This window comes from Brevibacillus reuszeri (assembly GCF_001187725.1).
Taxonomy (GTDB): Bacteria; Bacillota; Bacilli; order Brevibacillales; family Brevibacillaceae; genus Brevibacillus; species Brevibacillus reuszeri.
This window is the reverse complement of sequence record NZ_LGIQ01000005.1, coordinates 1019903-1033490: the sequence shown is the minus strand read 5'-3', so window position 1 is coordinate 1033490 and position 13588 is coordinate 1019903. Positions and strand designations below refer to the sequence as shown.

Below are 13588 nucleotides of genomic sequence, written 5' to 3'. Positions count from 1 at the left end.
TCCCTTTCACGCCTGGCTACGAACAAAAGTCCGGCACGATCAGGTTTTCTTCCCCGACGATGACGGATGGCGGTGCGGATAGGCGTTTGCGCCCCTCAGTGACGTCCGCTAACCAGCCATTCGATAGTTCGTACCCTACAAGTTTCTCCCAGTTCGCAGAAAAGTAAACATCTTCCAATCTGCCCAGGAGTGTTCCGGAAGCGGTAAGAACCGCTTTTCCTTTTAGTTTTGTCTTTCCCGTCACGATGCCGACAGGTTCCGAAGCAGCGAGATGAGGTAAGGGCGTGATGGCGTCTTTTCCCGTTACGGTAAGGCAGGTCTCCCCTACAGCATGAATGTGCTCGGTAGGGATATAGGTACCTGAATGGAACCAACCCTGTTCGCTCAGCAAGACTCCTCGTACATGCCAAGTGGAGTCGCAAAGAATGTCACGAACGGTCCCAATCGTCTCTCCTGATTGCAGGCACACGACGGGCAAACCGACTGCATCCATTGCCTTGCGCATGTGGGACATCCCCCTTCCGCTCTTTTAGTATCGGGCGAAAAGGATTTGTCCATTCGGCGCAAATGGTTCCATCCTCTGACTTTACTCCTGCTTCAGCCGTTCCTCCAGATAGCTGTACCTGATGCCTTCCTCATCTGTTTCTACAGCGGCACGGAAGGCATCAGGCTCTCCGCACATGATCAGAAAGGACTTGCTCCGGGTAATTCCCGTGTAGACCAGCTTGCGTCTGAGCATCCGGTAATAGCTTTTGACAAACGGCATGACCACTATCGGGAATTCGCTACCTTGCGATTTATGTACCGAACAGCAGTAGGCAAGCGTCAGCTGATGGTAATTCGAACGCTTGTACATCACTTCCCGGTTGTCAAAAGCAACGACCAGCATCTCTTCATTCTCAGCATTTTCGTTTGGGAAAAAGATAGCTGCGATCTCACCCATATCACCGTTGAAAACCTGTTCCTCGGCATTATTTACTAATTGCAGGACCTTGTCACCTTTCCGAAAAGCCATTTCACCGAATTTTACTTCGCGCTTTCCGGCTGTTTTTGGATTAAACAGCTCCTGCAGTTCTTCATTTAACCGATTTACTCCAGCACTACCTTTATAGATAGGTGCTAAAACCTGTACATCTTTTGCCGTATACCCTTTTTTTACGGCTCCGGAGCAAATTTGTTTCACCGCTTCCGGAACATCTTGTGGCGAACTTGTGAAAAATCGCCGATCCGGTGTTGTATGTAGCAAATCTGCTGGCACAGACCCTTTGCGTACATCATGGGCCAGACGGATAATGGTGGATTCTTCAGCCTGTCGATAAATCTCTGTCAGCTGTGCCAGAGGCAATAGTCCAGAGCGAATCATATCGAGTAAAACGTTGCCCGGCCCAACAGAAGGAAGCTGATCCGGGTCTCCTACCATAATGATCTGCATTTCATCAGGAACGGCCCGGAATAACTGATTGGCAAGCCAAATATCGACCATCGACATCTCATCCACAATCAGCAAACGGCCACGGATAGGATGCTCAGCATCATGATCAAAGCTTTCCCCTTTGTAGCCCAGCAAGCGATGGATCGTCATCGCCGGCAAGCCTGTGGTCTCGGTCATGCGTTTTGCAGCACGTCCTGTCGGCGCAACGAGCAAAATCGGAAACGGATTTTCCTCATCGTACTTTTTTAGGTCGAGCGACAATCCATGGAGCTGTGAAAACACACGGCAAATCCCGCGAATCACTGTGGTTTTCCCAGTACCTGGACCACCTGTTAGGAGCATCAGACCTGATTTGATTGCCTGTTCAATCGCATCACGCTGCGTCTGGGCATACGTAATCGCCAGTTCATCCTCGACCGCACCCAGCGCCCGGTAAAACTCTGAGGCTGGAAAAGAGGCAAAAGCGTCCCTCTGGGAAAAGTGCCGGAGCCGCTTTGCAAGCCCTAGCTCAGCAAAAAACAGGGAGGGCAAATAAACACGCTCGTCTTCCCAGGCGATTTTGCTGGCAACAAACATCGCTTCAACAGCGGCGAGGATATCATCGCGGACAAACACATGCCCCCCGCACTCCTCTAAAAGCTGAAGTGTTTTATCACAAAGCTCTTCTACCGGCAAATACACATGGCCCTCTGAGTAAGAGGCCTCCTGCAAAACGAACAAGGCAGCAGCCTTGACCCGCTCTTCAGATGAAGCTGCAATCCCCGTTGCACGGGCAATATCATCTGCTCGCTTAAACCCGATACCTACGATGTCCTCGATCAGCCGATACGGCTCTTCCTTTAGGACGGTCATGGTCTCCAGCTTGTAGGTTTGATAAATACGCAAGGCCATATTGACACCGATGCCAAAGTCGTACAAAAAAACCATCGCACTTTCCAGCGAACGATGCTCGATAACCGATTCATAGATGATTTTGGCTCGCGATTCGGAAATTCCCTGTATTTCCGCCAAACGCTCTGGGTAATCTGCGATCACAGTCAGCGCATCGACCCCCAGGTGCTCAACGATTCGTTTTGCCATCTTTTTTCCGATGCCCTGGAACAGACCACTTGCCAAATAACGCTCTACCCCTCCCAATGTTTTCGGGGTTTCTCTTTCGTAGCGTCTGGCAACATATTGCTGACCAAAGCGCGCGTGTGTCTTCCATTCCCCATAAAAGGTATAGAGCTCGTCCGGATGGGGACGAGGGAAATTGCCGACAACAACCACTTCCGATTCTTTGATGGATTCGGTAGTCTCTTCTATTTTAAGACGGATAACTCCGTACCACGTTTCTTCATTGTAAAAAATTTCTTGTGCGATAAAGCCGCGAATATATGTCTCGGCAAACAAGGAGATCGACTGTTGCTGCTCCTCCATCCTTCCGCCTCCTAAACTAGAGCCTTGCACGGAAAAGAAAAATCCACTTTACGTCAAAGTGGATTTCACGATTGCGCACACGTATTAAATTGTAAAGCGTTTTACTTGTTCTGACAACCGTTCTGCCATTTGGGCCAGAGTTTCGGCTGCTGCTGTCATTTCCTCTGTCGTAGCTGATTGCTCTTCAGATGCGGCGGCGACCTCCTGCGTGTCATTCGCGGCGGTTTCAGCGAGCTCCGATATCAAGTCTGCATTGGCGACCAGCTGCTGTGTATCCTGATGAATGGTTCGTGCCGCCTCGTTCATTCGATGCACTTGCTGGCTGACATCCTGGACAGCAACCAAAATTTGTTGAAAGCTTGCACCCGCCATCGCAACTCCGTCCCTTCCCTCCTGGACGGAGCCTGTGGTCGTTCCAATCGCCTCTACTGCCTCCTGAATCTCTCGGTGGATGGAGTGAATCAAATTGGCAATCTCCTCTGCTGCCTGCCCTGATTGCTCCGCCAGCTTGCGCACCTCCTGAGCGACGACTGCGAAGCCTCTCCCTTGTTCACCTGCCCGTGCAGCCTCTATCGCTGCATTTAAAGCGAGGAGATTGGTCTGATCCGAAATTTGCCGAATGATCGAGATGATCCCCATGATCTGCTCAGACTGCGCCCCTAAATCACGTACGACCAACTCAGTCTGATGAGCATCCTTTGCAATTTGATCCATTTCCTGCACCAGCGCCTTCAGCTTGCCCTCTCCTTCCTGAGCCAGTTCGAATGCTTGCGTAGCATCAGCATTTACTCGGTCAGTAGAGGATGCAACCTGCTGGATATCTTTGCCCATTCGCTGCAGAAAACCCGTTGTTTCTACGACTGTCTGCTTCTGTTGCTCAGATCCGCTGGCAATTTCAGTAGAGGCGATAGAAATTTGCTCAGAAGCACGAGCACTTTCTGCGGCACTCGCAGTCAGTTCCTCTGACGATGCAGCCACTTGCTGAGAGACGTGCTGTACCTCGCTTAGCATCTTACAAAAAACATCCATCATTTCGTTGTACATGGCAGACAGCTCGCCAAGCTCGTCTCTCGATCGAACCTCTACTCTTGGAGTCAAATTGCCGGACTCTGCCGATTTCATGACAGTTACCAGCTCTTTGAGCGGCCGCACCAGCTTGTTTACGATGAAAATCCCGCACGTCAGAGCTATAATCGCACTAATCAAGTTGAGAAGAAACATCAGCGGTCGGCTGCTTTCAATGGATGTCAACAGGTCGTCCTGATAGCTGCCAATCGCAAGTGTCCAGCCATTTTGCAGCTGCTTGTAGGCCGTTACCTTCGTGAGATCCTGAAACACATATTCGATCCAGCCGTTTTTCTTTGCCAGCATCTCCTGGATGAAGTCTTCATGCGCAAGCGATGTATTGTGAACGGTTGGATCGGGATGAAATATTGCTATCCCGTCCTTGTCCAAAATATAAGCATAGCCAGTCATCCCATTCGGTTGGTAATAGCGCTCAGCTACCTCCCGGATTATTTCATCAATTTTTTGTTTATTCTGATCGGCTTGGGCCACATCCTGTGTATAAGCAGACAACTCTCTTGCTTTCATATCCGTTATGTATTGCAAATCAGATACTGTCAGCTTGTATACTGCGCTTCGAGCATTTTCAAACTGGATGAACCCCACAATCATAAGTGGTAGCATCGTAAGAATTAAAATCGTTAAGACAAGCTTGTACCGGATTGAGAAGCGTCTGGAAAACATGTATTTCCTCCCCTTTATGCTGGACCGTACCAATCGGTTCTCTATATTTAGTTCTGAGGAACTATTTCACCCCACCACCAAAATTAACCATAAAAGAGTAAGAAAAACAACTCTTAAATAAAAGCAGATTGCTAGTTTCCCAGCAATCTGACTGTTCTTTCACGAAATTTTCAGATGTTCCTTTATCCCGTAACGATGGTGGTAGAGGTTGGTGCATAGCTGACAATTTCCAGAACAATGACGGTATTCAACGCAATGTTTTGCGAAGCAGGAACCGTAATTTCCAATTTCCCAACCCCAGTGCCACCAGGTGTATAGGTTGAAAGCCCTTGCATCTGTAGAACACCGTTTATAAATACCTGATAGTAGCTATTGCTAACATCAAGTGTCGGTAGTTCAGTAGCAGCTGTCCCATCATCCTTCAAAAAATCGTCTGCATTAATCGTCAGTGTTGATGGACCAATTACGAGCGAGAGAGCTTTTCGAAAAAATCTGGTTACTGTTGGTCCTACAGTTGTCGTTGTAGTTGCATCCGCGACTATTTTCATGATTTCAAGTGCCACGTGTTGTCCTCCTTTCGACGTCTTTTAAGTATAGCTTATGTTCGGAATAGAAAGAGTGTTGGACAAGTGACATTCACAAATGACACATTTTTCGCGGATTTTTTACCTGATCCGATTCATGTAGGGAGGAAAAGACGGATAAATTGAAGGACGATGCTCACTTCTTTTCGCGGAGCATCTGCCGTTTTTAATCGTAGCAATCCTTTTGAAACCTCATATAAAACGGGTGGCTGGATCATGCCATTGATATATAGATTGATCAGCGATACTTGTCTCGGATCAAAAATCGGACTTGAATGGTATTCAGGCAAGCCGTCGTGATCTGTGAAAATCAATTTTTCCCCATCGGCAATCGCACAATAAAAATAGTTCTCTGTCATTAGTAGGGGGCTCGGCGGAGGGGCTATGTCATTTCCAGGAAAAATATCTGGACAGCCCTGAGGCACATAAAAGAGGGGACGGAGTGATGAAGCCTTTTGTTTATACATGCTCTCACCTTAGCGGATGTCATATGAGTATGGTATGTATCATTGATGAAATCGGTCTTGGACATCTACCTACTTTCCTCTCAGTAAATGAGCCTCTATCGAGGACACTTTGGCATCTCTTAGGTAAGCGACACGTTTTTGCTAGAAGGCTTTTCATGCAAAAACCGCTTGGCTCGTCATATACGACAAACCAAGCGGCCTATTTTCCATTTTCGCTGAAGCTAGCGATCACGAGCAAGTCGCCGTGCGATTTTGGCTACTGAATGCGCAGCCAGCCTCGCCTCTTCCACGGTATTGGTAATCCCAAAACTAAAGCGAATAGCAGAGTTCTCAATCTCATCCCCCAAATGCATCGCTTGCAGAACGTGAGACAGCTCCAGTGATCCTGACGTACATGCCGATCCGCTCGCGGCGGCAATCTGAACCAAATCCAGGTTCATCAGCATCGTTTCTGTATGAACACCTAGAAAGCTGACGTTCAAAATATGCGGCAGCACTTGCTCAGGATGTCCGTTCACATGATAACGGATGCCTTCCTCCTGCCAAACACCAAGCATTGCTGCTCTCATCTGCTTGTACTTAGAAATACGTTCTTCTGCTTCCTCGGCAACGACTTTTGTCGCCTCAGCAAAACCAACGATACCAGCCAAGTTCTCCGTACCAGCCCGGCGTTTTCGCTCTTGGGAGCCTCCATGCGCAATTGGTGATATCGGTATCTTTTTCGCCAAATATAATGCGCCTACTCCTTTGGGACCGTTAATTTTATGGGCAGATACCGAGAGCATGTCCACCGGAAGCTGTCTTACCTGGACGGGTAACACGCCAAAAGCCTGGACAGCATCTGTATGGAAAATGATGCCACGTTCCCGCAAAAATGCACCGATTTCTTCAATCGGCTGAATCGTTCCAACTTCGTTATTGCCATACATAATCGAGACGAGCACCGTATCTTCCCGAACGGCTTGCTTCAGGTCGGATAGCTGTACCATTCCAGTCTCGTCAACGGGCAGATAGGTCACCTCAAATCCATTCCGCTCCAAATATTCACACGCATGCAAGACAGCATGGTGCTCGATTTGCGAAGTAATAATATGCCGGCCACGCTCCGCTTGTGCCATCGCTCCGCCGATAATCGCCATATTGTCTGCTTCTGTCCCACCACTCGTGAAAATAAGCGATTGTGGATCAGCGTCCATAAAAGCGGCAATTTGGTCTCTCGCTCGCTCAAGAGCCTGGCGTGCCTGTCGGCCTGCACCATGTACACTGGATGGATTCCCGAACACTTGTGTCAAATAAGGCGTCATGGCCTCGATGACACGGGGATGGACAGGCGTCGTAGCAGCGTGGTCAAAATACATCATGTCAGACACTCGTCTCACCTTCTACTAGCATTGTAGGTACTTGCTGGGTTAAATATAAAACATGTAGTTATTGGCATGTCCATCATCTTCGAAGCTGATCAAATCCTGCAACGAGGTGGAGTCCAATACAGCGGAAATGCTATCGCGAATGCGCAGCCACAGGTGGCGTTTCGCTGGATCTTCTTCCTCGGCAAATTCAACTGGGCTGATTGGTCCTTCCAATACCCGAATCACGTCCCCAGCAGATATTTCTTCTGGCTGCTTTGCCAAAACATATCCACCATAAGCTCCGCGAATACTTTTTACCAAACCGGCATTACGCAGCGGTGCAATCAATTGCTCAAGATAATGCTCGGATAATTCATGTCTCTGGGCGATGCTCCGCAATGAAGTCGGCCCTTCTCCGCAACGATTGGCCAACTCCATCATGATCGTCAGCCCATAACGTCCTTTCGTGGAAATCTTCACGTTTAACAACTCTCCTCTTTATTTCGTTCTACCCACTTCCCTTTCGAGCCTACATGACTTGGCGCTGCAAGGACACACTAGCATCTTAGGGGGGTGAAAGCATAATGGCAACGAACAAACGCCGTGAACGGGGACGTAATCACCCGTCCGCTACCTTGTACGACCAGCCGGCTGGCACGATTGCCCACAAAGCCCGCTACGGAGCCAGTGAGCAAAGCAAGCAGCCAAATGAAAATGGCGACTTGCCGAACAAACCAGGCGGAGATGTGCGTACTTAAATTGTCTGCTCCCCCATTATTCGGGGGAGTTTTTCTTCGGCAAACCTCGCCCATCCATCTTCTGGCGCTCTTCCTGGAAGCGGCGGATATGCCGTTCATAGCCGTGATCCTTTGGCAGGTAGAACGAATAGTTTACACCGTCAGGCAAATACTGTTGCGGCACGTAGCCATACGGATAATTGTGCGGGTACAGATACCCCTGACCGTGTCCCAGCTTGGCTGCCCCTTTGTAAGCAGAATCGCGCAAATGGATCGGCACCTGCTTGTGACCATCCGTCCGAATCCGATCCAGAGCGGAATTGATACCGTTGTATGCCGCGTTACTTTTCGGCGCGGTAGCTAAATAGGTGGTTGCTTGTGCCAAAGGAATTCGTCCTTCAGGCATCCCTACCAGCTCAACTGCCTGAAAGCACGAAATCGCCACGGAGATGGCTTGTGGATCGGCATTTCCTATATCCTCGGAAGCTGAGATGACCAATCTGCGTGAAATAAACCGTGGGTCCTCACCCGCATCAATCATTCTTGCCAACCAATAGAGCGCGGCATCCGGATCAGATCCCCGAATGGATTTGATAAAAGCAGAGATCGTGTCGTAGTGGTTATCACCGCTCTTGTCATACCGGACGGCTCTGCGCTGAATGGACTCCACCGCTACATCCAGTGTTACCGTGATGCGGCCGTCAGAGCCTTGTCTTGTCGTAGTCACAGCCAGCTCCAATGCATTGAGCAATCTGCGCGCGTCACCCTCCGCATATTGGATCAGGTGCTCTGCTGCTTCCGGTTCAACGGTGACAGACAGCTCGGCTAATCCATTTTCTTCATCCGTGAGGGCACGATCCAATACTTGCTTCAATTCCTCATGAGAGAGCGATTGGAGAGAAAAAATTTGCGATCTGGACAAAAGTGCCGGGTTTACCTCAAAAAAAGGATTTTCTGTCGTCGCTCCGATAAGCGTGATCGTTCCTTCCTCCACATACGGAAGAAGCGCATCCTGTTGAGATTTGTTAAAACGATGAATCTCATCAACAAACAGGGTCGTTCTTTGTTGGTCCATGACCAGTCTTTCTTTGGCAGCGTCCACTACCTTGCGAATGTCCGCAACCCCTGCCGTTACCGCATTTAACTCTGAAAAATGCGTTCGTGTAGTGCGAGCGATGACTTTTGCAAGCGTCGTTTTTCCAGTACCCGGAGGCCCGTAAAAAATGACAGAGGACACCTGATCTGCTTCAATTGCGCGGCGCAACAGCATTCCGGGCGCTAAAATGTGTGACTGGCCAATGACCTCCTGAATGGACTTGGGCCGCATCCGAGCAGCTAATGGTTTTTGTTTGCTGCCTCCCTCTTGGTCGTAGGCAAACGAAAAAAGATCACTCATGGTTCACTATCCTTTTGCTGGCTGCCAATCCAACAAATCTCGTACCACGACGCTGGCCAGAATCAATCCAGCAACAGATGGCACAAAAGCGTTACTCGCTGGGGGCTGCCTCACTTTACTAATCGGTGAATTCGGGTTGGAAACGATTTGCTCGCGTACATCTGAGCGCACCGTTACAGGGATTTCTCTTGAGTAAACGACCTTAACACCTTTGTAAATACCGTTTTTGCGCAACTCGCGACGAATGACCTTGGCAATCGGATCATAGCTTGTCTGCGAAATATCCGCTACCTCGAAGCGCGTCGGGTCCATTTTGTTCGCTGCACCCATGCTTGAGATAATAGGAATGCCCCGTCGTTTTGCTTCTTGGATCAAATGCAGCTTTGCAGACATCGTGTCCATCGCATCCACGATGTAGTCCAGCTCGTGGGCAAAAAACTGATCAGCCGTTTCTGCATTGTAAAACATATTGAGCGTGACTACCTCGCACTCGGGATTAATCGACGCGATGCGTTCTTTCATCAGCTCTGCCTTTTTTTGTCCAACCGTATTCAGGGTTGCGTGAATTTGGCGGTTGATATTCGTAATGTCTACGGCATCCTTGTCCACCAAAACCAGCTTGCCGACACCAGTACGAGCGAGAGCTTCTACTGTAAAAGAGCCAACTCCACCCACGCCAAGGACAGCCACGCGGCTATTTTTCATTTTTTCCAAACCTTCGGGACCGAAGGCCAATTCACAACGGGAAAATTGATGAAGCATCGCAAAAGTCACCTTTCATTCGTACACGGAATTATTGTCAATCGGAAAAGTAGGATTCAAGAGAAAAAAGGAGCCCCATTATGCCGTGTTGCTCCTTAGTTTTGAACCTGCTCATCGCAGGTGGGTGCCTTGCCGAACTGTTGCAGACGTCCACTCACCGGAGGCATGCCTTTACAATTACGGACGAAAAACTCCCTAAAAAAACTTTGTGGCTCAAAACTATCGGATGTCACGAACATCGCAGGGCTTTGACTTTAAGTATTACCAATGTATCAAAGAGCAATGCAGCTCTGCAAGTCCGATTACGCTTCTACCTTTTCTTCTTCTGTTACTGTAGTGGCGATAGAGAGCTCCTCCAATTGCTTTGGAGCAACTACATCTGGTGCATTGACCATCAGGTCGCTGGCGCTTGCTGTTTTCGGGAAGGCAATCACTTCGCGCAGGTTGGTGCGTCCAGCCAGCAGCATGATCAAGCGGTCCAGACCAAGCGCGATTCCGCCATGTGGTGGTGTACCGTATTCGAATGCATCCAGCAGGTGACCAAACTGTGCACGCGCTTCTTCCGGAGTGAAGCCAAGAGCTGCAAACATTTTTTCTTGTACGTCGCGCTTGTAGATACGCATGGAGCCCCCGCCGAGCTCGTAGCCGTTCAGGACCATATCGTATGCTTGCGCGCGGATTTGACCTGGATCGGTGTCAAACAGGTGCAGGTCTTCGTCTTTTGGACGAGTGAACGGATGGTGCAGAGCTACATAGCGTTTTGCATCTTCATCCCACTCGAGCAATGGGAAGTCAACAACCCACAGGAATGCGAATTTGCTTTGGTCGATCAGACCCAGCTCAGCACCCAGCTTGGAGCGAAGCGCGCCCAGGGCGTCAGCTACTACTTTTGGTTTGTCTGCAACGAACAGAAGCAGGTCGCCTTCTTCTACAGCCAAACGGTTTTTCAATTCGTTAATCTCTTCTTCTTTAAAGAACTTGGCGATTGGACCTTTTACCTCGCCATCTTTAAAGCCGATGTAGGCGAGACCCTTTGCACCATAACGGGCAGCAAATTTTTGCAGGTCGTCTGCCTCTTTACGCGAGTAGTGACCGCAGCCTTTTGCGTTGATTGCTTTTACTTGTCCGCCACCTGCTACCACACTTGCAAAAACCTTGAAATCGCTAGTTGCCACGATGTCTGCAACATCTGTCAGCTCCATGCCAAAACGCACATCTGGTTTGTCAGAGCCGTAGCGTCCCATCGCCTCTGCGTAAGTCAGGCGAGGGAATGGAGTTGGCACATCCACACCAAGTGTTTGCTTGAATACGTGAGCGACCATCTTCTCCATCATCGGCAAGATTTCTTCCATCGACAGGAAAGAGGTCTCGATGTCCACCTGGGTAAATTCAGGCTGACGGTCAGCACGCAAGTCTTCGTCACGGAAGCAACGTACGATCTGATAGTAGCGCTCCAAACCGGATACCATCAAAAGCTGCTTGAATTGCTGTGGCGATTGCGGCAGTGCATAGAATTCGCCTGGATGCACGCGGGAAGGAACCAGATAGTCACGAGCTCCCTCAGGTGTGCTCTTTGTCAGCATTGGTGTTTCTACTTCCACGAAGTCGTTCCCGTCCAGGAAATCGCGGAATGCTTTAGATGCCTTGCTGCGGAGCAACAGCGAGCGCTGCATTTCTGGACGGCGAAGGTCGAGATAGCGGTATTTCAAACGAACCTGCTCATCTACATCGATGTCGTCTTCGATTTGGAAAGGAGGAGTCTTCGCTTCGTTCAAGATTTGGATGTCGTCGATGTGAACCTCGATTTCACCTGTTACCAGCTTCGGATTAATCGCTTCTGGCGCACGGTTTACTACTTTCCCTTTTACAACCAGAACGTACTCACTGCGAACCTTGTCTGCTTTCTCCCACGCTGCTTTGTCATGCTCAGGGTTGAACACGATTTGCACGATGCCAGTACGGTCGCGGAAGTCAATGAAAATAACTCCTCCAAGGTCACGACGCTTTTGTACCCAACCATTCAGTACAATTTCCTGTCCTACGTGTTCTTTGGTTACTTTTCCGCATTCTACGGTACGATATTGCCAAGACATTTTGATATCCCCCACTCGGTTATTTTAGTTCGTATAGTTTCTTTTTGCGTGCAGTGTGGCCACAAGCTCTTCCTGCTTGAGCTCTTGCTGTTCACCAGTAGCCATTTCTTTCAGGACAACAGTGCCATTGGCAAGCTCTGTCTCGCCGATGATCGCTGTGAAACGGGCAGAAAGCCGGTCCGCCTGCTTCAGCTGTGCTTTCATTTTACGATCCAGGTAGTCAAGCTCAGCTGCGATCCCCGCTTGGCGAAGCTGATCCACGAGCACGAATGCTGCTGTTTTTGCCTCTGGTGATTGGACGACCACGAAGCAATCGATGCCTCCTGTAATCGGCAACTGAACACCTTGCTTTTCCAATGCGAGCAGCAAGCGCTCGATGCTGAGTGCAAAGCCGATACCCGGCATGTCGTCGCCGCCCAGCTCTGCAACCAGTCCGTTGTAGCGACCGCCGCCACATAGCGTTTCCACCGCACCGATTTCGGCCATTTTGATCTCAAAGGCTGTCAGTGTGTAGTAATCGAGACCACGTACCAGACGCGGATTCACGTGATACGGAATATCCAGTGCAGTCAAATAGCCTTTAACCGCTTCAAAATGCGCCGCAGACTCTTCGCTCAAATAATCCAGAATGGACGGTGCGTCCTTAGTAAGCGACTTGCATTTTTCGTTCTTGCAATCGAGCACGCGCAGAGGATTTCGGTCAATACGCGATTGGCAATCCTCGCAAAGCTCCGAGCGAACCCCGTTCAAATGAGCCAGCAAATGCTCACGATGACGAGCGCGATCCTCCAGTGTTCCTACACTGTTTAGCTCAACGCTCAGACCAGTCAGTCCCAGCTCCTGATACAAGCGAATAGCCAAACCAATGACTTCCGCATCAATCGCTGGATCACTCGACCCAATCGCTTCTGCACCAAACTGAACAAATTGACGATAGCGTCCCGCTTGTGGACGTTCGTGACGGAACATTGGACCCAGATAATACAGCTTTGTTGGTTGGTTCGGCACGCCGTACAATTTGTTTTCGACGTAGGAGCGAACTACCCCAGCTGTACCTTCCGGGCGAAGCGTGAGAGCATCTGTACTGCGCGGATTGGCTACGCTGTACATTTCTTTTTCCACGATATCCGTCGTTTCGCCTACCCCGCGCTGGAACAGCTCTGTGCTCTCAAACAGCGGTGTTCGAATCTCCGCATAATTGGAGCGGCGGCATAGATCGCGTGCTTTGGCTTCAATGTAGTGCCAAAGCTCTACCGTACCAGGCATGATATCCTGTGTACCGCGGGGGATCTGAATTCTTGTCATTCCCATCGAACCTCCATGTCTTTTGAAAAAACTTGGGCTACGCCAAACCTCCAGGATCAGAGGACTTCTTTATCAAGCAAATAAAAAAGCCCCCCGTCTCCTGACATTTAGCTAATCGCCGCATGTCAGGGACGAGAGACTGGTTTTATACTCCCGTGGTGCCACCCTGTTTGAATAGCCCGTTGTTTCTTGAAAGGCTATCCCACTTATTAGCCGTTAACGCCGGCGCACGCCTGCCAGTTACTCAGCAAAGAAGCTCTTCTGCCGTTCACTGCGGTCCTCAGGGATGTCATTC

Annotated in this window: 12 protein-coding genes and 1 other RNA gene; 1 reads left to right on the top strand and 12 read right to left on the bottom strand. The window is 49.6% G+C overall.

What is annotated here, in order from left to right:
- Nucleotides 1–16: 16 nt before the first annotated feature.
- The 7 genes from ADS79_RS08495 to cymR form a co-directional block, all read right to left on the bottom strand.
- A complete protein-coding gene (locus ADS79_RS08495; protein ID WP_049737967.1) occupies nucleotides 17–505 on the bottom strand; it encodes a PRC-barrel domain-containing protein in 489 nt (162 codons plus the stop codon).
- Between the two features lie 81 nt (nucleotides 506–586).
- On the bottom strand, nucleotides 587–2851 hold the full coding sequence (recD2, locus tag ADS79_RS08490) for an SF1B family DNA helicase RecD2 (RefSeq protein WP_049737966.1): 2265 nt from the start codon (nucleotides 2849–2851) through the stop codon (nucleotides 587–589).
- A gap of 84 nt (nucleotides 2852–2935) precedes the next feature.
- Entirely contained in the window at nucleotides 2936–4600 is a 1665-nt protein-coding gene (locus ADS79_RS08485) for a methyl-accepting chemotaxis protein (protein WP_049737965.1), read from the bottom strand.
- A gap of 182 nt (nucleotides 4601–4782) precedes the next feature.
- A complete protein-coding gene (locus ADS79_RS08480; RefSeq protein WP_049737964.1) occupies nucleotides 4783–5163 on the bottom strand; it encodes a DUF4183 domain-containing protein in 381 nt (126 codons plus the stop codon).
- Nucleotides 5164–5279: 116 nt separating this feature from the next.
- Nucleotides 5280–5543: a DUF4183 domain-containing protein gene (locus ADS79_RS08475; protein WP_161807265.1), complete on the bottom strand. Its 264-nt coding sequence runs from the start codon at nucleotides 5541–5543 to the stop codon at nucleotides 5280–5282.
- 329 nt (nucleotides 5544–5872) lie between these two features.
- Nucleotides 5873–7021, bottom strand: coding sequence for a cysteine desulfurase family protein (locus ADS79_RS08470; protein WP_049737962.1), 1149 nt, complete (start codon nucleotides 7019–7021; stop codon nucleotides 5873–5875).
- Nucleotides 7022–7060: 39 nt separating this feature from the next.
- Entirely contained in the window at nucleotides 7061–7480 is a 420-nt protein-coding gene (gene cymR, locus ADS79_RS08465) for a cysteine metabolism transcriptional regulator CymR (protein WP_049737961.1), read from the bottom strand.
- Nucleotides 7481–7584: 104 nt separating this feature from the next.
- Between cymR and ADS79_RS35590 the strand changes: the two genes are divergently transcribed.
- On the top strand, nucleotides 7585–7758 hold the full coding sequence (locus tag ADS79_RS35590; RefSeq protein WP_162839513.1) for a hypothetical protein: 174 nt from the start codon (nucleotides 7585–7587) through the stop codon (nucleotides 7756–7758).
- A 16-nt stretch (nucleotides 7759–7774) separates the two neighbouring features.
- On the opposite strand, the gene ADS79_RS08460 is transcribed toward ADS79_RS35590, so the two are convergent.
- The 5 genes from ADS79_RS08460 to hisS form a co-directional block, all read right to left on the bottom strand.
- Nucleotides 7775–9133 (bottom strand): replication-associated recombination protein A, encoded by a 1359-nt coding sequence (locus tag ADS79_RS08460; RefSeq protein WP_049737960.1) that lies wholly within the window; start codon nucleotides 9131–9133, stop codon nucleotides 7775–7777.
- Nucleotides 9134–9139: 6 nt separating this feature from the next.
- Entirely contained in the window at nucleotides 9140–9895 is a 756-nt protein-coding gene (locus tag ADS79_RS08455) for a tRNA threonylcarbamoyladenosine dehydratase (RefSeq protein ID WP_049737959.1), read from the bottom strand.
- Between the two features lie 68 nt (nucleotides 9896–9963).
- Nucleotides 9964–10145: non-coding RNA, 6S RNA (ssrS, locus tag ADS79_RS34170), on the bottom strand.
- Nucleotides 10146–10197: 52 nt separating this feature from the next.
- Complete coding sequence (gene aspS, locus ADS79_RS08450; RefSeq protein WP_049737958.1) at nucleotides 10198–11988, bottom strand: aspartate--tRNA ligase; 1791 nt, start codon at nucleotides 11986–11988, stop codon at nucleotides 10198–10200.
- 24 nt (nucleotides 11989–12012) lie between these two features.
- Nucleotides 12013–13293, bottom strand: coding sequence for a histidine--tRNA ligase (hisS, locus tag ADS79_RS08445; RefSeq protein ID WP_049737957.1), 1281 nt, complete (start codon nucleotides 13291–13293; stop codon nucleotides 12013–12015).
- Nucleotides 13294–13588 lie beyond the last annotated feature (295 nt).

Bases quoted from the DNA above. Each gene is read 5' to 3' on its own strand.
- ADS79_RS08495 (WP_049737967.1), bottom strand. From the start codon at position 505: ATGCGCAAGGCAATGGATGCAGTCGGTTTGCCCGTCGTGTGCCTGCAA.
- recD2 (WP_049737966.1), bottom strand. From the start codon at position 2,851: ATGGAGGAGCAGCAACAGTCGATCTCCTTGTTTGCCGAGACATATATT.
- ADS79_RS08485 (WP_049737965.1), bottom strand. From the start codon at position 4,600: ATGTTTTCCAGACGCTTCTCAATCCGGTACAAGCTTGTCTTAACGATT.
- ADS79_RS08475 (WP_161807265.1), bottom strand. From the start codon at position 5,543: ATGACAGAGAACTATTTTTATTGTGCGATTGCCGATGGGGAAAAATTG.
- ADS79_RS35590 (WP_162839513.1), top strand. From the start codon at position 7,585: ATGGCAACGAACAAACGCCGTGAACGGGGACGTAATCACCCGTCCGCT.
- ADS79_RS08460 (WP_049737960.1), bottom strand. From the start codon at position 9,133: ATGAGTGATCTTTTTTCGTTTGCCTACGACCAAGAGGGAGGCAGCAAA.
- ADS79_RS08455 (WP_049737959.1), bottom strand. From the start codon at position 9,895: ATGCTTCATCAATTTTCCCGTTGTGAATTGGCCTTCGGTCCCGAAGGT.
- aspS (WP_049737958.1), bottom strand. From the start codon at position 11,988: ATGTCTTGGCAATATCGTACCGTAGAATGCGGAAAAGTAACCAAAGAA.
- hisS (WP_049737957.1), bottom strand. From the start codon at position 13,293: ATGACAAGAATTCAGATCCCCCGCGGTACACAGGATATCATGCCTGGT.